Consider the following 25,127-nt stretch of genomic DNA (forward strand, 5'->3'; position numbering starts at 1 on the left):
AATATGTAAGAGCTTACTTGTTTGATTGTTAGTATATTTACTTTTTTTCTTTGTATGTTTATAATATATTTAGTTGTGAATGCGCATTCAAAGTTAGGAAAGGCAGGTATTGGTATAATCATGAAACAAAAAATTTATATTAACAACCACTGGCAACCTGGATTCCCGCAAAAAACGCTATTTTATAACGAGGAATGCGATTATAAAGGGATTTAGATATATAAATCATCGTTACATATATTTTTGTATAACGAGGCAAGAATGTTGTTGTAACGGCAATTATAGACTACCTCGTTATAAATTCCGGGAATCCAGGTGGCAAGGAGATGAACTAGGACATTTCGACGTCGTTAATCCTGCAACAAAGCAAGCGATCGCCACAGTGCCTAGCGGCGGCAGAAACGAAGCAGAACAAGCCGTAGAAGCTGCTCACGCTGCATTTGAAGCGTGGTCCGGTTTAACAGCTCAAGAACGCAGCCTATTTTTAGCTAAATGGCATCAATTAATCGAAGATAACAAAGAAGAAATTGGAAAAATCATGACGATGGAACAAGGAAAACCTTTAAAGGAAGCGATAGGAGAAGTCGGATACGCCAACGGTTTTATCTCGTGGTACGCAGAAGAAGCCAAGCGAATTTATGGCGAGACCATCCCCGCTTCCCACACGAATAAACGCATATTCGTGCAAAAACAACCGGTCGGTGTGGTGGCAGCTATAACCCCATGGAACTTCCCAGCAGCGATGATTACCCGTAAAGTGGCTCCGGCTCTCGCCGCCGGTTGTACAGCAGTTATTAAGCCGGCAGAGGACACGCCGCTTACAGCGTTAAAGTTGGCAGAGCTCGCTGAGGAAGCAGGTATTCCGGCAGGAGTGGTCAATGTCATTACCGGGAATCCACAAGAAATCGGAGATACATGGCTTCAGGACAAACGCGTACGAAAAATTACTTTTACAGGCTCCACTGAAGTTGGAAAACAACTGATGAAAGGGGCCGCTGAAACGGTTAAGAAGGTATCGCTTGAACTCGGCGGACACGCCCCGTTTATCGTCATGGAAGATGCGGATATCGACAAAGCCGTGGAACAGCTAATCGGCTCTAAATTCCGGAATTCCGGCCAAACGTGCATTTGCACGAATCGCGTGTACGTACAAGCATCGATCCTGGAAACCTTTAGCGAAAAATTCACAGCAGCTGTTGCGAAATTAAAGACCGGAAACGGATTGGAAGAAAACGTTGACCTCGGCCCATTGATTAATGAACAAGCCATAGAAAAAGTCCAGAACCATCTGGATGACGCGACAGCAAAAGGCGGAGCGGTATTAGTCGGCGGAAACAGCTTCGTGAAAAACGAAGGTCAATATTTTGAACCGACCATAATATCCGGCGCCACCGACGACATGCTTTGCATGAATGAAGAGACCTTTGGGCCCGTCGCACCCATTGCTTCTTTTCAAACCGAAGAAGAAGTCATCCAGCGCGCGAACAACTCACCCTACGGATTAGCCGCTTATGTGTTCTCGGAAAACATCGGAAAAGCCGTTCGTGTGAGTGAAGGATTGGATTACGGTATTGTGGGCGTCAATGACGGGCTTCCTTCCGTGCCGCAGGCGCCTTTCGGGGGAATGAAAGAAAGTGGTTTGGGAAGAGAAGGCAGCCACCATGGGATTGAGGAGTATTTGGAAGTGAAGTATATTTCTTTGGCCGTTTAGGTTTATGTAAAAGCGACATACAACTTACGGGGGAATACTTCCCCGAGTGTTTTTATCTTGATGATATGCCGAAGATCAAGACCCCCAACAATTGCGATATTAGCTCGGCATTTTACAGAAGCCATTTTTGGCCTGACACCCAAGTCATGCAACGGTGTGCACACACCATATGAATTGACAAAACAAAGAAGCCAATAACCCTGCCCATATAGGGTTATGGCTGTTTTCTTATAAAATCACACAATATTAAAACCCAGTTACCCGCTCCCTACTGTATTTCCCCAATCTCCTCGATCGTTTGCGGGTTAACTAGTAAATCTAGATCACCGGGGTCTTCCTTTAAGTAAGCTTTCCGTATCGTTCGGTGTTTAATTTTTTCATTTTTTGTTTTAGGGAGATCGGACATCGCGTGAATCGCCTTTGGACTTAGAGCCTTTCCAAGACGTTTGCTAATCATCTCTATGAGTTCATCCATTAGAGCTTTTGTCGCTTCATTGCCTTGATTGAGCACGACAAAACAAACGGGGGCTTCTCCCTTCACGTCGTCTGGTACGCCAATAACGGCTGATTCAAGGACAGCGGGGTGATCCACAATAATGGATTCCACTTCTGCCGGCCCTAAACGTTTGCCGGCTATATTCATCGTATCGTCTGATCGACCGAAAATCGTCCAATAGCCATCTTCATCTTGAATCACGGCGTCGCCATGAACCCACGTATTCTCCCATTTTTGCCAGTAGGTTTCTTCATATCTCTCCGGGTCCTGCCAAAATCCATCGGTCATGCCTAACCACGGCTGTCTTAGTACCAGTTCCCCGGTTTCGTTCACTACAGGCTCTCCTGATGAGTTATAGGCTTGCGCATCCATCCCGAGCGCTCGTGCATTAAAATTGGCTGGTGCTATCGGCTTGAGGGATATGTTCGTCAAGATCACACCGCCGATTTCCGTTCCACCGGAAAAGTTTATGATCGGGAATCGTTTGTTGATCACTTTTTCATACAGCCATTGCCATGGTTCCGGGTTCCAAGGCTCTCCTGTCGACCCAATCGCCATTAAGCTTGAAAGATCATGTTTTTTCACCGGCTCTTCACCGTGCTGCATGAGGGAACGAATCAACGTCGGAGCAATCCCTAGATAGGTAACCTGATGGCGATCGATTAATTCCCATAGACGATCAATGCTCGGTTTTGTAGGGGATCCTTCATATAGGAGCATCGTTGAGGCACTCAGCAGACTGCCAAAAACATGGGAAGGCCCCATTATCCAACCCATATCCGTTATCCAGAAATTCACGCCGCCACTGCCTCCCGGTTGCCGATCGCCATTGCCGAAAGCTCCTTTCACTGCATATGGGCCGTGATTATGAACCGTACCTTTCGGTCGGCCAGTCGTCCCTGATGTATAAATCACCATGCAAGGATCCATGCTGTCCATTGGTTCCGCCTCAAAATGCTCTATGCCACTTTCTAGTTCGACCCACTCCATATCTCTATTTTCCATCCAAGGAATGTCTCTGCCCATCCTTGTCACGACAACGACTTTTTCCACACAGGAAACCATTGAAACAGCTTCATCCACCACTTCTTTCACAGGAAATACGTTTCCTGATCTTAGATACCCGTCTACTGTGATCAGCATTTTTGCCTGGGAATGATCAAGCCTTTTAGCAATTGGATCTGCACCAAAACCTGAAAAACTGGGCACAAAAATAGCACCTAATTTAATGATCGCAAGAACGGCAACGACCATCTCGGGAATCATCGGCATTTGGATGACAATTCGATCACCCTTAGAAATGCCTTGTTGTTTTAAGCCGTTAGCAACTTGATTCACCCAGTCGTTCAATTCGGCATACGTATATGTCTCACGCTTATAATCTTCACGTTCCCAGATGATAGCGGGGCGATTAGCGATTTCGGGATCTTTAACCCACCGTTCCAGACAATTGTGTGCGACATTCAATTGTCCGCCGACAAACCAAGCTGGCCATGCCTTTCCTTTACTAAGATCCAAAACTTGCTGATAAGGTTGGAACCATTCAATACCGGTTCTCTTTTCTGCTTCTCCCCAAAACCACGAGATATCCCGAATCGAAGCGTCATATAACGCTTCGTAGCTTTCAAACCCGAGTTCTTTGATCCACTCGTAAAGCGGCGACTGTTGCATTGTGTCTTCAGTTGGAAACCATACGGGGTTTGCGCTCATTTTATTACCTCACTTTAAAGAAAAGACTTGAACAGCATTAATGACTGCTCAAGCACCTTTTTTCATTCAAAATCATTCACCCACATTCACAACCAATTTCCCGTACGTCTTCCGATCCGCCAACAGATTTAACGCATGTGGTACTTCTTCAAAGCGATACTGCTCATAAATCAACGGCTTGATTTTGCCTTCTTCGTACATGGAACAAAGGGTTTTGTGGATATTTACCATTTCCTCTTCGTAAAGCCTGGCAAAATAACCCCAGTGAACGCCGACGATCGAGTAGTTTTTCACCAATGCGTGGTTGGCGGGGGCTTCAGGTATTCTTCCCCCTGCAAAGCCGATGACGAGTAGGCGGCCGGCGAAGGCAATGCATTTTCGTGAGCGGTCAAAGGTGTCGCTGCCGACGGGGTCGAAGATAACATCAGCCCCGCGGCCATCTGTTTCTTTTTTTACAGTGTCGACGAAATCTTCCGCTCTGTAATCAATGGCGACGTCGGCGCCTAAGTCTTTGCATACTTGTACTTTTTCCGGACCTCCTGCCGTTGCAATGATGCGTGCGCCGGCGGCTTTCCCTAGTTCAATCGCGGCTGAACCCACGCCGCCGGACCCGGCGTGGACGAGCAGCACTTCGCCCGCCTTGATGTTTCCACGATCGTGCAGAGCGTAATAAGCAGTTTGGTACGTGATGTACATGGCGGCCGCTTCCTCAAAGGACATCGATTCCGGGACGCTGAAAACGGAGGCTTCAGGGACCGAGACCCATTCCGCGAAACCGCCGGCGGGCATCGCAGGTCTCGCCAATACTTTTTGCCCGACTTGAAAAGCACTTCCGTCATCGGCTGCTTCTACCGTTCCCGCGATTTCCGCGCCCGGTGTAAACGGGAGCGGTGGTTTTTCTTGGTATTTCCCTTGGCATAATAGGATATCGAAAAAATTTAATGCTGCTGTTTGTGTTTTAATGAGCACCTGTCCTTCTTCCCGAGCAGGTTTTTCAACCTCTTCCAAAGCCAGTGCCTGATCGGGATCCGCGAGTTCTTTTACTTGCCACGCGCGCATTCATTCCACTCCTTTTTTTATCGTTTAAACGCTGCCGCGCCGTCGTCCACGTAATGCACATGGGCATTCAGGAACGAGGCATCGTCGCTTGCCAAAAATGTCACCAGTTTCGCGACTTCTTCCGGTTTCCCGGCTTTCCTGCGCATTTGCGCTTTTTCTATTTTGGCCCACACTTCCGGGTTCTTTTTCCATTCGGATACGATTTCGGTTTCAATAAGTCCCGGTGCAATGGCCGTTACCCGAATGTTATGACGGGCCAAGTCTAAAGCTGCCGACTTCGTCATGGAGACGACGGCGCCTTTGCTTGCATGGTAGGCGAAGCGGTTTCGATCCGCGATATATGCATAGATGGAAGCGGTGTTAACGATGACACCCCCATTTTCCTTCATGGCGCCCGCTGCCGCTTTAATGCCATAAAAAACACCATTTTGGTTCACATTCACGACGTCCTGGTACTCGTCGACGGGCATGTCCATTACGCTTTGGGGCGGGCTGTTAATGCCGGCGTTGTTATGCATAATGTCCAGCTTTCCGAAGTGCGCCACCGCTTGTTGTACCAAGTTTTCTACGCTTTCATAATCGGCAACGTTCACTTTTACAAAATGTGCGTCGCCGCCGGCTTTTTCAATGTCAGCGACGGTCGCTTCCCCGGACGGCCTATCGATATCACCGACGATCACCTTAGCCCCTTCGCGGGCAAATTCCTTCGCCGTCGCGCGACCGATGCCGGAGCCGGCGCCGGTCACGATCGCTGTTTTCCCTTCCAATCTCATCTCAACATCCTCCTATCTTGCCGTCCCGCCGCCATCGAGGACAATGGTTTGGCCGGTCATAAATGACGCTGCCTGCGATGCCATGTAGACGATCGTTCCGCGCATATCATCCGCTTCCCCGAGCCGTTGCAACGGGACGCTTGCGATCATTTGATCCTTGATCGGTTCGATGACGTCTTTGCTCATTTTTGTCGGGATAAATCCGGGGGCGATGGCGTTGACGGTGATGCCGTGCCGTGCCCAGTTGATCGCCAAATCTTTCGTAAAGGTGAGCACGCCGCCTTTGCTCGCATTGTAGCCGATCGCCTGCATCACTTCGGGGTTGGAGCCTTTTAATCCCGCGACGGAGGCGATATTGATGATGCGCCCTTTTGTTTTATTTTCGATCATCTTTCTTCCGACCGCTTGGGACATGATGAATGTGCCGATGAGATTAACATTAACGACTTTTTGGAACTTATCGATCGGCATATCTTCAGGGTTGTATCCACCCCACGACGTGCCGCTGTTGTTGACCAAAATCTCAATACTGCCAAAATGATCCATCGTCGCGTCCACAACACTTTGCACGTCATCGGCATCCGTTACATCACAGCGAAAAGCTAAGGCATTGCCCCCTTTTTCATTGATCCGGTCTCTCACTTCGACGCATGCTTCTTCTTTCCGGGAACATAAAACAACATTCGCGCCTGCGTCGGTGAGCGCTTCCGCCATCCATTCGCCAAGGCCCCGGCCGCCGCCGGTGATGATCGCGGTTTGGCCGCTTATGTCAAATAAATCCATTGTCGTCATTGAAAAGCCTCCAAATTATCGGTATTTTTTCAGTTCCAGGCGCCCGATCGTGCGGCGGTGCACTTCATCAGGGCCGTCAGCGAGACGGAGCGTGCGTGCTTTTGCCCAGCTTTGCGCAAGCGAAAAGTCTTCAGTCACTCCGGCGCCGCCATGGGCTTGGATGGCGCGATCAATGACGCGCAGGGCCATGTTCGGCGCGACGACCTTGATCATGGCGATTTCCGTGCGCCCTTCTTTATTGCCGACGGTATCCATCATGTAGGCAGCTTTCATCGTGAGTAGCCGTGCCTGTTCGATTTCGATGCGGGAATCAGCGATCCATTCCTGGATAACCCCTTGCTCTGCAAGCGACTTTCCGAATGTGGAGCGATCTTGTACGCGTTCGCCCATCGCTTCAAGCGACTTTTCTGCTACGCCGATGAGGCGCATGCAGTGGTGAATCCGCCCCGGACCCAAGCGCCCTTGGGCAATCGCGAACCCTTTGCCTTCGTCCCAAAGAATGTTCGAAGCCGGGACACGAACGTTGTCGAATTCCACTTCCCCGTGTCCTTCCGGGGCATCGTCATAGCCGAAGACCGGCAAGTGGCGGTGAACCGTAACACCAGGGGTGTCTCTCGGCACTAAAATCATCGACTGTTGCGTATATTTTGGTTCGTCCGGATCGGTTTTCCCCATCACAATCATGATTTCACAGCGCGGGTCCATAATGCCCGACGTCCACCATTTGCGGCCGTTGATGACATAGTCATCGCCATCCCTTTTGATGTGCGTTTCGATGTTTGTTGCGTCTGACGATGCGACGTTGGGTTCGGTCATCGCGAATGACGAGCGAATTTTGCCGTCCAACAGCGGTTCCAGCCATTGTTTCTTTTGCTCCTCCGACGCGTAACGGACGAGCGTTTCCATGTTGCCGGTGTCCGGTGCCGAGCAATTGAATACTTCCGGCGCAATCGACGAGCGCCCCATGATCTCGCATAGCGGTGCGTATTCTACGTTCGTTAGTCCTGCGCCGTATTCACTTTCCGGAAGGAATAGATTCCACAAGCCTGCTTCTTTTGCTTTTGCCTTCATTTCTTCCATAATTGGTGGTGACTGCCAACGGGTAGACTGTTCATTTAATTGTTCTTCATAGACTTTTTCATTCGGGTCAATTTCTTGTTCCTTGAACCGACGCACGCGTTCCTGCAAATCTTTTACTTTCTCCGACATACCGAAATCCATATGTTTCACCCCTCATGTAATAAATGCCATGCATATTTAATTAAATTTGTCGCTCTATCGCCATAAGTTCTAAACCGTTCATCTTCCGTTTGTCCATTTTTCCAGCGAAAATAAATTTGTTGAACAATCACGCCTAATTTAAAATAAGCGAAAATTTGATAAAAATGAAGTGAAGAACAATCTCGTCCGGTTTTTTCGGCGTAACGGTCAATCAGTTCCCGACGGGTTAAAAACCCGGGAAGCTTCGTTATGGTTTGAGGCGAGGACTGTAATAACGCCGAGTCATCCGCTTGCATCCAATAACTAAGGACAACCCCAAGGTCAAAGAGCGGATCCCCAATCGTTGCCATTTCCCAATCAACCACCGCTTCAACTTGACGCAAATCTTTAGAGAATAATAGATTGTTAAACTTGAAATCATTATGAATCACTGTCGTCTCTCCGTCCGCCGGGATATTGTCCACGAACCATTTTTTCAGTTTTTCATATTCGGGGATGTCCTCGGTTTTGGCACGTTCATAACGCTTCAGCCAACCGTGAACCTGGCGTTCCATGAATCCTTCCGGACGGCCAAACGTATGAAGACCGGCTGCTTTTGCATCCACTTGGTGTAATTCAGCCAACGTATCGATAAATGTATAGGAGAGTTCCCGACATAATTCTTCCGTTACTTGTACCCCTTCGGGAAACGATTGATCGATAACGACGCCTTGTTTTCGTTCCATAACATAGAACGTGGCATCCATGACGGACGTGTCCTCCCCGAGTACATACGGCTTTGGAGCCAGCGGGAAGATAGGGTTGAGACGAGAAAGAATCCCGTACTCCCTTTTCATGTCATGGGCTTTGGGAGGAAGCGGACCAAAAGGCGGGCGGCGCAATACCCCTTGCCACTCCCCGCAAGATAAAAGATACGTCAGGTTGGACGCCCCGGCGGAATATTGATTCACTTTTAAAGGCTCGTCTTTAGGAATGTCGTCCAGATGTTTTTCCAAAAACGGTTTGATTTTAGCTAGTTCCAATTCTTCCCCGCTGCGCACAGATTGTGTCATTTCGTTTCACTCCCGATGGACGTAAATCCTAATTCAACCCCGTTATGAAGCGCTACAATTGACGATGAGGTCCCCACGTCTACCACGAACTCGAAGAGCTCATCCAAGCCCAATTTCTGAAAATTACGCCCGACGCGTCCTTTTGCCACAAGTTCCGCAACATTATCGGGATCAAAACGTTGGTTCCGTGCATACACAGCGGCATCATTCAGGTGGGCATTCCCAACGTCGAGCTGTGACAGGATAAGATTTGCACAAACATAATCTTCCAGGGAAAATTGTCCGAGCGAGCCTGCACAGATGATGATGACTTCTTCCGGGGCTTCCCGGTTAATATGATCCGCGACTGCGTATGCGTTTCGCAAATTTCCCAATAGCAGTGTTTCCGCTGCATTTGCCTTCATAATTGCCCGCGTGCCATTGGAAGACAAAAAGATAATATCCTGGCCTTTGATGCGTTCAGGGGTGTACTCATCCGGCAAATGGGCCATATCAAACCCCTCAACAGGCTGGCCGCCAAGTTCTCCGCCGGTAAGTACGGATGGATGATCGAGCTTTGCTTTTAATTGATTTGCTTCTTCGACGCTTGAAACGGGGTAGATACGCCGGGCGCCCCGTTCCATAATCGTGACGAGTGTCGTTGTCGCGAGAAGCACGTCAATCACAACCACCGTCGCGCCCTGCAAGCTTTCTTGCTTAATTTCTTCTGTCGATAACCATAAACGGCATTTTTTCATATTGAATGTTTCCAGCCCCTTTCGGAAAAACTAGTGCAACGTTTCAAAAATACTTTCCTGCACAAAACCATCCAAACGATGATCAACCACAGCAACTGAGGACTCAAAATACAATTTTTGACCCCCATCAGTCCTCAGACCGGGCAACTGTGGACTCATTATGCTATTTTTGATCCCCATCAGTCCTCAGATCGGACAACTGTGGACTCAAAATACAATTTTTGACCCCCATCAGTCCTCAGATCGGACAACTGTGGACTCAATATGCTGTTTTTGATCCCGATCAGTCTTCAAAGAATCGGGAGATATTTGAATAGGAGTTTTGGAACTTCTGATATAGACTACTAGTAATCTGTTGCAGAGATTGTTTCTCCTTATGTTCGTCATAACCCTATTTTCTGTAGATGAGTACGCATCCCCATTTGAAGCGCGCTGTCGCCCCTCAAAAAACTGGCTCCCCGCTATAAGAGGGACGAACGGAAATTACTTCGCTTCACTTGTTCCTCTCGGAGCAGCTTGATCTCCGTTTGAGGGATTACTTCGCTTCTCTTGTTGCTCTCCGTCCGACCATACTTTCGTTTGACACAAAAGCCCGGTATTGGGTGGCGACGAATGTTAGGCAATTCTCAATTATTTGGCGCCGTATCCATATTTTCATGCCAATCATTTTTCAGCGAACGATCCGTGATTTTTTCATTTATTCTTATTCATCTTTGAATCATTTGCTCAAGTAGGAAGAGCTGGCTTCGATCCTTTATGTCACTCCAAATACCGATCCAAATGGACATCAAACGTTACACCCCACCCGTTCTTTCCTCCACCAACTCCATCAACCATTCTTACGCAAAGTACTTATTCGGATGGGGGATACGACGAAAAATGGACGCTGTTTTTCTCAAAGGTTGCATCATTCATTTCCTGCCTTTTTATAAAAGCGTTTTCAATTCTAATGGAATAAAGAGGGGCGTCCTACATGTTATTAGCCCCTCTTTGTTTTTCCTAATACGTCCTAAAAACGACCGTGCCCTTTAAAACATCTTCTTCTTTTTGATTTTTCGCGTTCACATTAAACGTGATTTTCCCTTCGGCTTGCTCACTCACTTCCGCGTTCAATGAAATCACGTCGTCGAGAAAAACCATCCCTCGAAAGCGGATTTGATATGTTTCGATAAAACCTTCATCATAGTAAGGGGTGAAGAGTTTGGAAAGGTTGCCCATCGTCCACATGCCGTGGGCGATGATGCCTGGAAGCCCTGCTTTTTCCGCTTCTTCATCAATCGTATGAATCGGGTTATAGTCGCCGGATGCGCCGGCGTATTTGATTAAATCGAGCCGAGAAACCGGAGAAAGGGTTACGGGTTCCAACGTGTCGCCTACCTTTTTTTCTGCAATCGCGCTCATGCCTCCATCCCCTTTCTGACCGCTTCGGTAATAATCACGACTTGTTCGGCGCGGAAAACGAGCGTACCTTCGCTGTCTTCGCCTTTTCCTTCAAGCGTGAGTATACCCATCGTGCCACTTTTCCCTGCTTTTTCTTTGTAATCTTTTACTTCCGTCCAGCAATGGATGTCTTCGCCGACGAGAAGGGGACGCGTATAATGATAGATTTGCTCGCCGTGAATGAGGCCTTTGCTCGGCAAGCCCAATCCGACGATCTCCCCGTAATCAAACACGCGCGGAAACGTCGGCGGCGCGATGTTGCGCCCATAGCGAGAAGCTTTCCCCGCCTCTTCATTAACGAAAATCGGGTGCGCGTCACCGATCGCATCGGCGAATTTGCGCACAGCGCCCCGTTCAACCGTGTTTCTCACCTTATTTGATCCCTTCCCGATTGCCTCTTCAAACATGAACTCAAGCCTCCTTTAATCTTTCGGTCCGCCGGCGACATAGATGACTTGCCCGCTCACGAACGACGAACGTTCATCGGCGAAGAATGCCACCGCATTCGCAATATCTTCCGCTTTTCCGCTTCTCTGCACCGGAATTTCCGCAGCACGTGCTTCCACCATTTTTTCAAAAGGGACGCCAATTCGCTCGGCCGTCGCCTTCGTCATGTCGGTTTCAATGAAACCGGGCGCAATGGAGTTCGCCGTAATCCCGAACTTCCCAAGTTCAATCGCCAGTGTTTTCGTGAATCCTTGCAAACCGGCTTTTGCCGTTGAATAGTTCGCTTGTCCACGATTCCCGAGCGCCGACGTCGATGATAGATTAATAATGCGGCCGTACTTCTGCTCAACCATATACGTTTGCGCCACACTCGCGGCATTGAAAGCGCCTTTGAGATGGACATCCATGACAGCTTGCCAATCGCCTTCGCTCATTTTGAAAAGCATGTTATCGCGGATGACACCGGCGTTGTTCACGAGAATGTCGATGGATCCGTATTCGTCATACGTTGCTTTCATCGCTTTTTCCACTTCATCACGATTGGTGACGTCCGCTTTCATGGCTAAAACATCTTGCCCGGAAAAATGGTCACGCACTTCTTCCAACGCCTCTTCGTTAACATCGATGATCGCCACTTTCGCACCGTCATGGACGAGACGCTCGGCTATGCCGCGCCCGATGCCTCTGCTTCCTCCGGTTACAAATGCTGTTCGTCCTGAAAAATGTGTCATGTGTTCCACTCCTATCCTAGATTTATTTTTATTTTACACGTGTTGGCCTAGTTTTACATTGCCTTTTAATAGATTTCTGGAAATAATCAAGCGCTGGATTTCGTCGGTGCCGTCATAAATTCTCCAGAGCCGGGCTTCCCGGTACCAGCGTTCGATGGGAAGTTCTTTCGTATAGCCCATTCCGCCGTGGATTTGCATGACACGATCGATAATGTCGTTGCCTTTCGTAGCCCCGTATAGTTTTGCCATCGAGGCATAGTGGCGGTTATCTTCGCCGTTGTCTAAGCTGAAGGCGGCATTGAGCACCAACCATTTGGCCGCTTCCAGTTCAACCGCGGAGTCCGCGATTTGCCACTGGATCGCTTGGCGCGTGGATATCGGTTTGCCGAACGTTTCCCGCTCCTTGGAATAATCGATGGCCATATTGAGCAAACGTTCAGCCGATCCGACCGCCCGTGCCCCCACGATCCAGCGGGCGAAACCGATCCATTCAAGCCCAAGATCGTAACCCCGATGCAAATCGCCGAGAATGTTTTCTTCCGGGACGCGCACTTGATCGAAAATAAGCGATGCCGGTCCCCATTCGCCCATCGTGTCAATATATTCGGATTTCCAGCCCATGTCCCGTTCCACAATGAAACAAGTGCTGCCGTCCCGGCCGTTTGCCGCGTGCGCTTCTTTGTCCGTGATTGCGATCACCATGACGAAGTCCGCTTCATTGCCGCCGGTGATGAACGTTTTCTCGCCGTTCAGCACCCATTCATCGCCGTCTTTTTCCGCGGTCATTTTGATGTTTTGCGTGTCAGAACCGGCACCGGGTTCCGTCATAGCAAAGCAAGATCTTTTCTCCCCGCTGATCGTCGGAAGCAGGTATTTTTTCTTTTGTTCTTCGTTGCCGTAATACAAAATGTTATCGGCCGAACCGCCGAACGTAAATGGGACGAACGTTTTCGACACTTCCATCATGACGATCGCGTACATGACTTGGCCGAGGTCAGCGCCGCCGTATTCTTCCGGCGTATTGATGCCCCAGAAACCGGCGTCTTTCGCTTTTTGTTGCAGTTCGCGGATTTTTCCTTCGGGAAGGCTCGGTCTCCCTTCCCGTTCATTGCGGAGTACATCGTTTTCCAGTGGCATTAGTTCTTTTTCTACGAATTTGCGAATCGTTGTTTGCACCATTTTTTGTTCTTCCGTTAAGCGTAAATCCATTGGTTTCATCTCCCATATATAAAATTTATCTGGCGGTTTCGCCGTTTAATCTGGCACTTTCCGCCGTTAATCTCTCTCCACAACGAGTGCGATGCCTTGGCCGCCGCCGATGCAGGCGGTGACTAGTCCTTTCTTCTCCCCGCGGCGCTCAAGTTCATGGCATGTTTTTGTCACGAGCATTCCCCCGGTTGCGGCAATCGGGTGGCCATGGGCGATCGCTCCTCCATTCACGTTGACTTTGTCCATGTCAAAGGAAAGTTCCCGGTCACACGCGAGCACTTGAGCGGCAAACGCTTCGTTCAGTTCAATTAAATCAAAATCATCGAGTTTGTCACCGCTTTTTTCCAACACTTTTTTCACTGCCGGTACGGGTCCGATGCCCATGATGTTCGGGTCCACACCCGCGACGGCTGATGCCGTGACCCTTGCCAGCGGCTTTAGTCCGCGTTTTTTGGCTTCAGTTCCGGACATCAAGACTAACGCGGATGCCCCGTCGTTAATGCCGGAGGAACTGCCGGCCGTGACGCTGCCGTCTTTTTTGAATACCGGCGGAAGCTTCGCGAGCGATTCTTTCGTCACATCCGGACGGGGGTGCTCGTCTTGGTCAAACGTAACCGTGCCTTTCCGTGTCTTCACGTCGATCGGAACGATTTGGTCTTTAAAATATCCTTTGTCGACCGCGTTTGCCATTCGTTCCTGGCTTCGTAAAGCGAAGGCATCCTGTTCTTCGCGGCTGACCTCATATTTTTCAGCCAAATTTTCAGCCGTGACGCCCATCGGCGGGTCCCCGATAGCATCGGGCGATAGTCTCCGATTGATAAACTTCGGCGGTCGCAGGTCATAGGCTTTTTCTTGTACCGCCAAAAGGTGCGGGCTGCGCGTCATGCTTTCGGTGCCGCCGGCAACAACGACATCAGCGTTGCCCGCGATTATTTTCTCGGCCGCGAGCGCGACACTATTAATGCCGGAGCCGCATTGGCGGTCAATCGTGAGCCCGGGAATGTCTACGGGTAAACCCGCTTCGAGGAGCGACACACGCGCAATGTTTCCTCCCCCGCTTAAGCAGTTGCCGAAAATGACGTCTTCTATTGCTTCGTGTTCAACGTCCGCTCGGCGTAACGCTTCCCCAATCACTTCGCCGCCGTACACGGCCGGGTCGACGGACGCCAGTGCCCCGCCTTTTTTCGCGATGGCCGTCCGTACGGCAGAAACGATAACGACATCTTCCATTTGTACATCATCCTTTTCTCAGTATTTTAAATGTCCCTGTCCCTTTTGCGATCGCTGTTCCTTCTGCATCCGTAATAACCCCTTCAACAGTTGCTGACTTGTAGCCGAGTTGCAAAATCGTGGCGCTTGCCGTCAGCCGTCCTTTTTTCGTTGGAGCCAGGTAGTTGACGTTCAAGGATATGGTCGTACTTGGCATCCCGGTACGTTGAGCAAGGGCCGCGCCGAGGATGTTGTCGAGCATCGTGGCGTGGACGCCGCCGTGGAGGATGCCGTTGCGATTCATGTGCTTTTCGTCGATATCGAGGATGATGGTTATATCCCCGTTTTCAGCTTCTTTCCTTTCGAAACCAACGTGATTGAAAAAATGGCTTTCGCTTGCTAGTTCCACTTGTGTATGCCCTCATTTCGTTGTCTCGGATGCGATCAGTTCCCTTTTTAATATTTTGCCGACAGCGGTTTTCGGCAGTTCATTAACAAAAGAAACCAGTTTTGGCACTTTGTAATTCGATAGACTTTCTTTGCAAAAATCGATCAATCCTTCTTCCGTGAGTTCGGCACCTTCGTGTTTCACGACGACAGCTTTGACGGTTTCGCCACGGTATGGGTCCGGAACGCCGATGACGGCGGCTTCTTGGACGGCCGGATGGCGGTAGATGACGTCTTCCACTTCAATCGGGTAAACGTTGAAACCGCTCGCGAGGATAAGGTCTTTTTTTCTGCCGACGATGAAGTAATAACCGTCTTCGTCGATGTTTGCCAAGTCGCCTGTATAGAGCCAGCCGTCCCGAAGCGTCTCTGCCGTTTCTTCCGGCAACCCGTAATACCCTTTCATGATTTGCGGGCCGCGAATGATGAGTTCGCCGACTTCACCGGTTGGTTGCTCTTCTTCCCCGGTGGCAATATCGACGATTTTCGCTTCCGTGTTCGGCAATGTGATGCCGATGCTCCCGGTTTTTTGTAACCCATCGACAGGATTGCGGTGCGTAACCGGGGAGGCTTCGGACAGGCCAAACCCTTCAGCGACGTTCGCTCCGGTGATCGCGTTGAATTGATTGATAACTTCAACGGGGAGCGGCGCGGAACCGCTCGTGCAAATGTTCAGCGACGAGATATCAAATGGATGCGTTTGATAATGCTGTAATAATGCCATGTACATCGTCGGCACGCCGGGGAAACTGGTCGGTTTGAGCCGCTCGATGATCCCGACGACTTCCTCGACGTCAAAACGGGGAACCAAGATGATGTTTCCGCCGCGATAGAGCGTGAGGTTCATCGCGCTCGTCATTCCATAGACGTGAAAGAGCGGCGCGATCGAGAGCACCCGTTCCTGCTCATCATCGCTTTTGATGACTTGCGTTGCCGACGTTTGCAACGTATTTGCCACCAAGTTGTAGTGAGTGAGCATCGCACCCTTCGAGCGCCCCGTGGTGCCCCCCGTGTACTGAATGACGGCCACGTCTTCTTTTGCGTCGATCGTCGTTTGCGGCGGCTCGCCGTCGTCATTCAATAATGAATCGAATTCGCCGGGTCCTTTTAACGAGACTTCGATGGCCGTTTTGACACCGGTTTCTTTTTGTATCGCTTGAAAAATCGGTTGGAGATCGTCCAACAGAATGATCGCGCTTACATCTGAATCGTTGAGCACATGGAGCAACTCCGGTGGCTTGTACATCGGATTCACTTGCACAACGATCGCCCCTAGGCTGAGCACCGCAAAATAACTCACGGGATACTGTGGACAGTTCGGTAACATAAGCGCGACACGGTCCCCTTTTTTGACCCCGCGTTTGGAGAGTCCACTCGCCACACGTTGGATGTTACGCTTTAGTTCTTCGTATGTGTACGTAAGCTCCCCGAACGTCATCGCCGTTTTTTGGGGATTATCGTTGAGGCTTTGTTCGAGCATTTCCATAAGCGAAATTTCAGGTATTTCGATATCTTCGTATTTGTTCGGGCTCCCCTGCATTTTTGCTCCCTTCCTTTCTAACATGATGTCTATCTTTAATATATGCAAAAAGCATGCCAATACTGGAAGCGCTTTCTACCGGCGAGATACTGACCATTTAGTTAGTCATGCTTATATATAATGATGCAAAAATGAATGATTGATTCAAATTTGTATTCTGTATGTTAGACATGTACGATGACATTTTTATCGCGCACACTCGTAGGGAACGTTTCAACCTGCGCGTCCACCGGTTGTTCTCTATCAACGGTAACTTCATAGTTTTTAACATAATAACGATTGGGATCAACAATTGACTTTCCGCTTTTAATATTAAATTCCCATCCATGCCATGGGCAACGGAGGATCTCCCCCTCGTTAATCAAACGAACGTCATCCAAGTCATCGCCGCAAACATACATGCCTTGGACACTTCCCTTACATAGGGGCGCTCCCTTATGAGGGCATATATTTTTTATGGCAAAAAACTCCCCTTTGATATTAAAAACGCCGATAGAAATATTGCCAATTTTAACGATTTTTCTTTTCCCTTCTCGAATTTCACCAACTGTTGCGACAACATGTTCTGCCATTTGCATCCTCCGTCTTTTGATGGTGATTTTTACGGTAGTTTTTGATAAAAATCCTTTGCATTTTCATAGAAAATACGATTCTTTAGATCGCCGTCCATCTTGGGGAACGTTCTGATCGGTGAATCAAAGTCCCAATGAGGATAATCACTCGCGTACATCATCACTTCCCTGGCATTCATCATTTCAAATATTTGCAGAAGATGTTCTTTATTTTCAGGCGAATGCAAGGGTTGTGACGTAACTCGAACATTTTCTCTTACGTATTCACTTGGAAGCTTCTTCACCCATGGCACTTCATTTCGAAGTCCTCTCCACCCTTCATCTAAGCGCCAAAGAAGGGGAGCGAGCCACGAGGATCCTCCTTCAACAAGCGCGACCTTCAAACCTGGAAAGCGTTCAAAAACGCCCTCTGAAATAAAACTGACGAGATGAGCCTGAATTGAAAATGTAAGGCTTGCCGACCATTCAAAATAAGTCGTCGGATATCCTGGCGATGCCGGTGAGTTTATCCCCAATCCTTCAGATGTTGGATGAATGGCAAACGGAAGGCCATAGTGTTCACAAGTTTCATAAATAGGGTGAAATTGCTTATGCCCGTAATTCATGCCCGAACCGGAATCCGTAAGAACCTGAACCATATGGGGATGGTTCGCCCAGTGTTCGATTTCACGAACCGCGGCTTGCGGATCCTGGGGCGCTACGGTGATCGAACCTTTGAATCGCCCATCCGAGTTGTTATTATCCAGCCACTTGTCAGCAAGCCATTGATTGTAAGCCCTTGCCAAATCAGCGGCCATGGTAGGGTTGGGCCACATCGTTATATTCGGAATCGGCAGCAAAATAGCATAATCAATCCCAAATTGATGCAATAATTGTTCTCTGAGAAAATCAGGGTCACTACCCGGAGCACCTCCTTTTTCAGGCAGCGCATCCAATCGAAGAACGTGATGGGGATGGTTGTAAAAAGGCCTGGAAAATGAAAAATAATGTTTGTGCCATCGAGAAGGAAGATAGGCATGCAATTCTTCCAAGCTCCTTGGTATCGGGTGCACATCGCAATCGATAATGCCGTTTAATTTATTTGGCTTTCCAGTGTCTGCCACCACTAATCCCTCCCATAAAAGTGTCATCTTTCTGAATAAAAACGCTTACATTTTAATTTTACACTTTTAGTATAAATAAGTAAATTCATTGCCTATAGAACAGGTTGTATTCCGAAACATAAATGGAAAAGAACGTGCAAACAACATCGCCTCTTCATTCTTACCCTATTACCTTACCTAATCACGGAGATGCCAAAGAAAAAAAGCCAAGAGATTGGAGCGGTTCAATGCCCCTTTCGTCCAGCATCTCTCGGCCTGCATACGACTATTGGATCTCTCTATCTAGTCGTCAAAATCAACGAGTTCAATTTCACCGTCCTCAACGACAGCCATTCGCAATTCCGTTGTCATCCCGCCGTCTTCGGCTACTTCGGTGACATCATAAATGCGTTTGTCTTCATCCACTTGTTGCAACCCTTCATCCAGGTGCTCGCGAATGGCATGCGCATTTTCGGTATCACCGGCTGCCTGCATGGCTTCAGCTAGAATATAGACGCTATAATAGTGGTAGCCGGCTTCCGAGCCGGGATCGGCATCATGCATGTCTTGATAATTGCTGACAAATTGTTCGTTTCCTTCATGAATGTCATGGACGAGCGGGGCCACACCGACCGAACCTTCAATGATATCCGGCGCGCCGCCGAGAACATTATCAATTTCATCGAGCTTCGCCTGGTCCATGACGAGAAATCCGCCCTCAAAGCCAAGTTCTCTCGCCTGTTGCATGACTTGTGCCGTTGGTTCCGAAGAGCCGCCGACAAAGAGAACATCCGGGTCATCGCTTAATGCGTTTGTGATCAAGGTGTAAAAGTCGGTATCCTGTTCATAATCCACGGAACTATCATGAACAACTTCACCGCCCATTTCTTCCCAAGCAGGTCCCAGCGCTTCTACCCAGTCCATGCCGAATTCGGTATTTGGAGCCAACATGGCCAAATCCGTTCCGAAACGCTCCATTTGGTATTCGGAAAACGGTTCTACATAGTTGTCATACGTAGGTGGAATTCGCCACGTCAAATCGTTATCCTGTTGGGTGATCTCCGGCTCACTGGAATATGCGCCGAGCAGAACCTCGTCTTCTTCGTTAAATACTTGGGTCGCGTACGTTCCACCGCTATGGGGTACGAAAATGGCGGGCGTGTCATTCTCCTGCACAAGTCTTCGCACGTTGGCGCCTGTTTCGTCCGGCAAGTATTGGTCATCGAGGGACACGAGATTAAATGAATACATTTCCCCATCCACCTCAAAACCCCCGCTTTCATTAATTTCGTCAATTGCCATCGTGAGGCCGTTCAACGTATTGTTTCCGTAATAAGCGCCGGCACCACTTAACGGTCCGCTAAACCCAATGTCCACCACTTCCGTACCTTCGGCCACTTCCGTCTCGACTTCAACCTCTTCGCCTCCGTCACCACCATCGGGAGCTCCGGGTGCAGGGGTTCCTTCTGCTTCTTCCGTGACATCCGACTCTCCGCCGCCGTTGCACCCAACCGCCAATAGCAACATAATGCCACCGAACACCATACTAATCTTCTTCATTTTCCTACCTCCCATTCATTTGATTTTAAGCCCCAATATACGCTTTTCGGACTTCATCATTGGCAAACAACTCATCTTGACCTCCTTCCACGACAATTTTCCCGTCTTCAATGACATAACCACGGTCTGCAATTTTTAACGCAGCATTGGCGTTTTGCTCAGCCAAAAGAACAGTCGTACCCCCGCGATTGATCTCGTGAATAACATCGAAAACCTGTTTAACGATCAATGGGGCCAACCCTATGGATGGTTCGTCTAACAAAAGTAGTTGAGGACGCGACATCATTGCTCTTCCGATGGCGAGCATTTGTTGTTGACCGCCGCTGAGTGATCCTGCCGATGCCTTCATTTTTTCTTCCAAAATGGGAAAGAGCGTGTACACACGCTCCAGTGTGTCCGCGACTTCTTTTTTATTGCGCCTGACCGCATAGGAGCCCATTTTCAAATTTTCGTAGACACTCATTTCCGGAAACAATTTTCTGCCCTCCGGGCAGTGGCCGATACCGGCATTTACCAGCTTGCTTGCCGACATCCCGCCAATAGATGCTCCGTTCCATTCAATCCCGCCTTTCGTCGGTTTATTCAACCCGCTAATGGTCCGAAATATCGTGCTCTTCCCGGCCCCATTGGCGCCTAATAACACGACCAGTTCCCCAGGCTCCACTTTCATGGAAATATCCGTCAATGCTTCATAGAATCCATATCGTACCGATACATCAGTGAGCGTCAGCATCCTCATCACCTCCTCCTAAATACGCCTGGATCACAATCTCGTTGTTTTGAATTTCTTCCGGTGTCCCTTCAGCAATTTTCTTCCCTTGATTAAGGACGACAATATGATCGGCAATCTCCATAATCATCTGCATCTTGTGCTCGATTAAACAAACCGTTAAGTCATTGTCGACCATTTTGCGCATGAGTGCTATCAACCCGTCTGTTTCATCAGGATTAATCCCTGCGGCAGGTTCATCAAGGAAAACAACTTCCGGGTCCGTAGCCAACGCTACCGCGAATGCGGCGCGTTTCTTCGCTTCCTGGGAAATGTCTGACACCAACCGGTTAGCTTCCTTTGTTAATCCTACAAAAGACAACACCTCCTCTGCTTTCTCGCGACTAGCACGTTCTTCTCTTTTCAGTCTTGGTGTTCGAAACAGAGCGTCAATTACTCCCGATTTTGTCCGTAAACGATGGCCGACGATTACATTATCCATGACGGTGGCCTGCTCAAAAAGATTGGTTGTTTGAAATGTGCGGGCAATTCCTAATTTAGCAACATTAAAAGCTTTCTTTTTCGTAATATCCTCGCCATTAAAGACAACGGTCCCTTTTGTCGATGGATAAAAACCGCTGATTACATTGAAAAGCGTGGATTTTCCTGCGCCGTTCGGACCGATGATGGCCGTAATTTTCCCTTTATCAATGCCGACATCGACTTCATCAACGGCGGTTAATCCGCCAAATGCTTTGGTCAACCCTTTCGTTTCAATAAGCATTAATCTCCACCCCCGTATGTCGATGTATCTGATGATTGTTTTGTGATTTTTTGTCTTTTTTTATGTTGCCGTTTCGCTCTCCACATTTGAATCCCGCCAACGATCCCTCTCGGATAGAAAATAACGAGCAACACCAGGACAGGACCAAAAATAAGCATGCGGTATTCTTCCATAAATTGAAGAGATTGGGTTAACGTTACAATTATGAACGTTCCCACGAGTGGCCCGTACATCGTGCCAATTCCGCCAACAATGAGATACGTCAACATGTCAAACATCGTCATCGTGTAAGAAATTTCAGGCCCTATAAACTGGACGAAGGAAGCATACAAGGCACCGGCCATCCCCGCAAAAAAAGTAGAGATCACAAAAGAGAGCAATTTCTGCTTCATCGTATTGATGCCGATCGTCTGCGCCAGTTCTTCAGAATTACGGATAGCCATAAACGTACGCCCGACAAGGGATTCCGTGATAAATTTCATAAAGATAATCGTCAATACGAGAAATACGAGCACCAAATAATAGTTCGATTCAGCACTGTCGAACGTGATCGATCCGATCGCTCCGGGAGATTCAATGCCGATAAGGCCACGCACGCCCCCGGTCAACTCATCCCACTGATAAATGATGAGGTAGATAATGTAACCGACACAGAGGGTGTAGATGGCAAAGTAATGCGTCTTCGTTCGCAAGGCAATGAGTCCGATCAATAATCCAGCCACCGTTGTAATCACGCAAGCGACAACAAACGCGATCCAATATGGCACATTCGCATCAACCGTTAACAAGCCGAGAGAATAGGCTCCGATCGCAAAAAAACCTGCATGCGCGAGCGTAAGCTGGCCCGTATAACCGGAGATTAAATTCATGCCATAGACAGCAATCGACCAAATAAAGGCGAGCGTCAATATATATAAGTAATACTGATTGTCTGTGACAAAAGGGACGACTAAAGCGATAAACAAAAAGATAAGCGGTGTGGCGTTTCTTTTGAACATCGACATGCTAGTGTGCCCCCTTTGCAAACAAACCTTGTGGTTTAACGGTTAAGATGATAACGAGTAATACAAAGGCAATAATGTCACTGTATTCGGCAGAGATAAAGGTAGCACCAAGGCTTTCGGAAAACCCTAGAATGTAGCCGCCGATAATCGCACCCGGGACACTTCCCATCCCCCCGATGATAACAATGACGAACGCTTTCAAAATCACGAGATGTCCCATGTCCGGAAAAACGAGATTAATTGGCGCATTGATGGCAGCGGCAATTGCTGCGAGGCTACCGGAAATGAAAAAAGTTAACATCGCCACGCGATTGGCATTGATTCCTTGCAGAAACGCCCCTTCACGATTTTGCGACATGGCAATGATCGATGCCCCTACCATGGTTTTTTTTAGGAACAATTGCAAAGCGATCATGGCCAATACCGCCGCCACCACGATTAAAATTCGTTGTGTTGTCACCGTAATGCCAAGAAAGGAGATAATATCGTCACTGAAAGGAGTGGTCATCGATCGGTAATCCGAACCCCAAATGACGCGTATGAGCGTTTCCAGAAATAACAGCAAACCGATGGCTGCGATTTTATCGTGAATGGGCGGCGAATCGCGGAGCTGGTTAAACACGAGACGTTCCATCAGAACAGCGATGCCTCCCACGACTAAAATCGCGATGAACATGGCCACAAAATATGGCATTCCCAAGAGGGTCATCGACATTAACGTGACATAGCCACCGACCATATAAAGAGCCCCATGAGCGAAGTTCGGTACGTGAAGAATACCGTAGACAAGCGTTAACCCTAAAGCTACTAGACTGTAAACGCTTCCAATTGTAAGTCCGTTAAACAGTTGTTGCGCAAGAACATCCATGGAGCACCAACCTTCCTATTTTGTTTTCTCAAATGTTTTTCACAAATTGTAGTAGGTGAGCATCACGTCTTTCGAACTTTCGGATCAATCGCTGTGCGCGGCGCTTCGCACTCATCATTCAACAATGCATCAAAGTCGCTGGGCACTTTTAACGAAACTTCGATAACTGTTTTGACACCACTTTTATTTTTGATTGCTTGGAAAACTGGCTTAATGTCGTCCAACATAATGATCACACTTACTGAATCGTTAAGCACGTGCAGGAGCTCCGGCGGCTTATACATCGGATTCACTTGCACGACGACCGCATCCAGGCTGAGCACCGTTAAAATAACTAGCAGGAATACTGGGGGCAATTCGGAAACATAAGAGCGACTCGATTCCTCTTTTAACCCCACGTTTGGTGAGGCCGCTCCGCCACACGTTAGATGTTGTGACTTGGTTCTTTACATGTGTGCGTCGACTTTCCGAATGTCATCGCCGTTTTGTTGCTATTGTCGATGAGGATCTGTTCGAGCATTTCCATAAGCGTTCCGGTATTCAATATCTTCGTAGTTGTTTACTGTTTTCTTCGTGCGCGCACACTTCCTTTCATAAAAGATGTTGCATTTATAAATATGCAAAAAGCGTGCCAATTTAGAAATCTATTTTCTGTCTGAGATACTAACCATTCAGTCAATGAAATTTAAAAAAATGATTCAAATATGAATTTTCGATACAAAAATGAATTGTGTGCCGCTCATGACTTATCGATCATTTTTATGAACGCTTTTGATTTCACTCGACATCCCCTCCTTTTCGGAATCAAGCACTTCTTTCCATCTGTGAATCCGACGGTGTCCTTGATTCGAAACGATCATTTAAGACAAAGCATACGTCCCCTATCTAATAAAAAAATATAATATTTCGATCCTTGAACGCTTATTTGGCTTCTTCAAGTGCATCGTGGCTGAAATGAAATGTCATCTGCAAAGACCGATAGAACTCATGATCGATTTGGTTTATCCTTCTCCGCTCAGGCTTCCCTTTGTTTGAAGAATTGAATCGGCGTTCTTGTTCCTCTCGATACAGCTTTTCTTCCATTTAAGGGATTAGATAAGGGTGGTAATCCCTCTCGGGATCACTTTCTTTCCCATTGAGGGATTAAATCGGGAGTGTAATCCCTCTAGAACAAGCCTTCCCTCTCTTTGAGGGATTAGTTTGAGACTCTCTATTAGAAATAGTGGCTAAAATATAAGGTTACATCTGTGTAGTAAAAGCCTTTAAAATAGGTTGTAAAAGTAACTGATTATCTTAGAGAAAAAACGATAATGATTAAATTTTCACCCCCGCTCCTCATACTCCACCCGCCCAAACCATCGGTAGCGCCGCCTCGAAACAAAGCGATACACAGGACCGCCGATCAAGCCGGCGCCCGGCACATGCATAAGCACCGCCACAGGGAACGTCACCGGGAGCAACGCAAGCAGTTTGCGCACGGTATTAAAGCCGGTTATCACATGTTTATCCGGGGTGAGCATATATATCTCGTCGTACATATTTTTATAAGCGTTGGCTTTTTCGAGTGTCACCTCGCTTATTTCCTGAACAGGGTACCAATAAACCGCACCCCGCCAGTCAAGTTTACCGAGCACAAGCTTTACCGCCCGGCAAAGCGGACACTCCCCGTCATAGAACACGACATGTTTTTGTAGCATCGAACGTTCACCTCTCCATCAACCGTACCACGAAAAAACAGATGCGCCAATCCATGACGCACCTGTTCGTCCTTAACACCCTTGATCGTCGCTGGTGTCCTCGTCCTTTTGTTTCCGCACCTTTTTCGTCATGTCTTTCGCCACCGCGTCCTGCACCTGGGTCGCCTGAAAGAAACCGAATTCGCCCGCGATCTCTTCTTTGTGGTGATCGACGAACGCCTGGCTCGCTTCCACATCCAATAAATTCTTTTTCGACATGTGTATACCTCCTTCTTTT

General features: G+C 48.3%; 25 protein-coding genes. 1 reads left to right on the forward strand and 24 read right to left on the reverse strand.

Features of this window, described 5'->3' with window-relative positions:
• The first annotated feature begins 247 nt into the window (after positions 1–247).
• The gene (locus tag HUG20_RS11840) at positions 248–1,711 is read left to right on the forward strand and encodes an NAD-dependent succinate-semialdehyde dehydrogenase (RefSeq protein WP_200090487.1); all 1,464 of its coding nucleotides are present in this window, start codon (positions 248–250) and stop codon (positions 1,709–1,711) included.
• A 268-nt stretch (positions 1,712–1,979) separates the two neighbouring features.
• Here the strand turns inward: HUG20_RS11840 and HUG20_RS11845 are convergent, their stop codons facing one another.
• The 24 genes from HUG20_RS11845 to HUG20_RS11960 all read right to left on the reverse strand — a co-directional run bounded on the left by HUG20_RS11845 (position 1,980) and on the right by HUG20_RS11960 (position 25,108).
• A complete protein-coding gene (locus HUG20_RS11845) occupies positions 1,980–3,917 on the reverse strand; it encodes an AMP-binding protein (protein ID WP_200084889.1) in 1,938 nt (645 codons plus the stop codon).
• A 72-nt stretch (positions 3,918–3,989) separates the two neighbouring features.
• The gene (locus HUG20_RS11850) at positions 3,990–4,976 is read right to left on the reverse strand and encodes an NADPH:quinone oxidoreductase family protein (protein WP_200084890.1); all 987 of its coding nucleotides are present in this window, start codon (positions 4,974–4,976) and stop codon (positions 3,990–3,992) included.
• Positions 4,977–4,993: 17 nt separating this feature from the next.
• A complete protein-coding gene (locus HUG20_RS11855; RefSeq protein ID WP_200084891.1) occupies positions 4,994–5,749 on the reverse strand; it encodes an SDR family NAD(P)-dependent oxidoreductase in 756 nt (251 codons plus the stop codon).
• A gap of 12 nt (positions 5,750–5,761) precedes the next feature.
• A complete protein-coding gene (locus tag HUG20_RS11860; RefSeq protein WP_200084892.1) occupies positions 5,762–6,541 on the reverse strand; it encodes an SDR family oxidoreductase in 780 nt (259 codons plus the stop codon).
• 15 nt (positions 6,542–6,556) lie between these two features.
• Positions 6,557–7,762 carry an acyl-CoA dehydrogenase family protein gene (locus HUG20_RS11865; RefSeq protein WP_200084893.1) on the reverse strand — a complete coding sequence of 402 codons (1,206 nt, stop codon included), beginning with the start codon at positions 7,760–7,762 and terminating at the stop codon, positions 6,557–6,559.
• A 5-nt stretch (positions 7,763–7,767) separates the two neighbouring features.
• Positions 7,768–8,814: a phosphotransferase family protein gene (locus HUG20_RS11870; RefSeq protein WP_200084894.1), complete on the reverse strand. Its 1,047-nt coding sequence runs from the start codon at positions 8,812–8,814 to the stop codon at positions 7,768–7,770.
• On the reverse strand, positions 8,811–9,551 hold the full coding sequence (locus tag HUG20_RS11875; protein WP_200084895.1) for a 2-phosphosulfolactate phosphatase: 741 nt from the start codon (positions 9,549–9,551) through the stop codon (positions 8,811–8,813). Before HUG20_RS11875 ends, HUG20_RS11870 begins: the two co-directional genes overlap by 4 nt.
• 999 nt (positions 9,552–10,550) lie before the next feature.
• A complete protein-coding gene (locus HUG20_RS11880) occupies positions 10,551–10,952 on the reverse strand; it encodes a MaoC/PaaZ C-terminal domain-containing protein (protein ID WP_200084896.1) in 402 nt (133 codons plus the stop codon).
• Positions 10,949–11,398, reverse strand: coding sequence for a MaoC family dehydratase N-terminal domain-containing protein (locus tag HUG20_RS11885; protein ID WP_200084897.1), 450 nt, complete (start codon positions 11,396–11,398; stop codon positions 10,949–10,951). The genes HUG20_RS11880 and HUG20_RS11885 overlap by 4 nt, the downstream gene beginning before the upstream one ends.
• A 15-nt stretch (positions 11,399–11,413) precedes the next feature.
• Entirely contained in the window at positions 11,414–12,169 is a 756-nt protein-coding gene (gene fabG, locus HUG20_RS11890; protein ID WP_200084898.1) for a 3-oxoacyl-ACP reductase FabG, read from the reverse strand.
• A 33-nt stretch (positions 12,170–12,202) separates the two neighbouring features.
• On the reverse strand, positions 12,203–13,378 hold the full coding sequence (locus HUG20_RS11895) for an acyl-CoA dehydrogenase family protein (RefSeq protein WP_200084899.1): 1,176 nt from the start codon (positions 13,376–13,378) through the stop codon (positions 12,203–12,205).
• A 66-nt stretch (positions 13,379–13,444) separates the two neighbouring features.
• Positions 13,445–14,608 carry a thiolase family protein gene (locus HUG20_RS11900; protein ID WP_200084900.1) on the reverse strand — a complete coding sequence of 388 codons (1,164 nt, stop codon included), beginning with the start codon at positions 14,606–14,608 and terminating at the stop codon, positions 13,445–13,447.
• Between the two features lie 7 nt (positions 14,609–14,615).
• Positions 14,616–14,996, reverse strand: a complete 381-nt coding sequence (locus HUG20_RS11905) for a PaaI family thioesterase (protein WP_200084901.1) — start codon at positions 14,994–14,996, stop codon at positions 14,616–14,618.
• A 12-nt stretch (positions 14,997–15,008) separates the two neighbouring features.
• Positions 15,009–16,574, reverse strand: coding sequence for a long-chain-fatty-acid--CoA ligase (locus tag HUG20_RS11910; RefSeq protein ID WP_200084902.1), 1,566 nt, complete (start codon positions 16,572–16,574; stop codon positions 15,009–15,011).
• Positions 16,575–16,738: 164 nt separating this feature from the next.
• On the reverse strand, positions 16,739–17,146 hold the full coding sequence (locus tag HUG20_RS11915) for a Rieske (2Fe-2S) protein (RefSeq protein WP_200084903.1): 408 nt from the start codon (positions 17,144–17,146) through the stop codon (positions 16,739–16,741).
• 29 nt (positions 17,147–17,175) lie between these two features.
• The gene (locus HUG20_RS11920; protein ID WP_200084904.1) at positions 17,176–18,249 is read right to left on the reverse strand and encodes an amidohydrolase family protein; all 1,074 of its coding nucleotides are present in this window, start codon (positions 18,247–18,249) and stop codon (positions 17,176–17,178) included.
• 282 nt (positions 18,250–18,531) lie between these two features.
• Positions 18,532–19,788: an ABC transporter substrate-binding protein gene (locus tag HUG20_RS11925; RefSeq protein ID WP_200084905.1), complete on the reverse strand. Its 1,257-nt coding sequence runs from the start codon at positions 19,786–19,788 to the stop codon at positions 18,532–18,534.
• Positions 19,789–19,813: 25 nt separating this feature from the next.
• Positions 19,814–20,521: an ABC transporter ATP-binding protein gene (locus tag HUG20_RS11930; protein ID WP_200084906.1), complete on the reverse strand. Its 708-nt coding sequence runs from the start codon at positions 20,519–20,521 to the stop codon at positions 19,814–19,816.
• Entirely contained in the window at positions 20,505–21,281 is a 777-nt protein-coding gene (locus HUG20_RS11935; protein WP_200084907.1) for an ABC transporter ATP-binding protein, read from the reverse strand. Before HUG20_RS11935 ends, HUG20_RS11930 begins: the two co-directional genes overlap by 17 nt.
• Entirely contained in the window at positions 21,281–22,285 is a 1,005-nt protein-coding gene (locus tag HUG20_RS11940) for a branched-chain amino acid ABC transporter permease (protein WP_200084908.1), read from the reverse strand. Before HUG20_RS11940 ends, HUG20_RS11935 begins: the two co-directional genes overlap by 1 nt.
• Position 22,286: 1 nt before the next feature.
• Complete coding sequence (locus tag HUG20_RS11945; protein WP_200084909.1) at positions 22,287–23,153, reverse strand: branched-chain amino acid ABC transporter permease; 867 nt, start codon at positions 23,151–23,153, stop codon at positions 22,287–22,289.
• Positions 23,154–23,215: 62 nt separating this feature from the next.
• Positions 23,216–23,551 (reverse strand): hypothetical protein, encoded by a 336-nt coding sequence (locus HUG20_RS11950; protein WP_200084910.1) that lies wholly within the window; start codon positions 23,549–23,551, stop codon positions 23,216–23,218.
• 924 nt (positions 23,552–24,475) lie between these two features.
• Complete coding sequence (locus HUG20_RS11955) at positions 24,476–24,850, reverse strand: thiol-disulfide oxidoreductase DCC family protein (protein WP_200084911.1); 375 nt, start codon at positions 24,848–24,850, stop codon at positions 24,476–24,478.
• A 72-nt stretch (positions 24,851–24,922) separates the two neighbouring features.
• On the reverse strand, positions 24,923–25,108 hold the full coding sequence (locus HUG20_RS11960) for a hypothetical protein (protein ID WP_200084912.1): 186 nt from the start codon (positions 25,106–25,108) through the stop codon (positions 24,923–24,925).
• Positions 25,109–25,127: the final 19 nt, after the last annotated feature.

This window comes from Salicibibacter cibi, from assembly GCF_016495865.1.
Lineage (GTDB): Bacteria > Bacillota > Bacilli > Bacillales > Marinococcaceae > Salicibibacter > Salicibibacter cibi.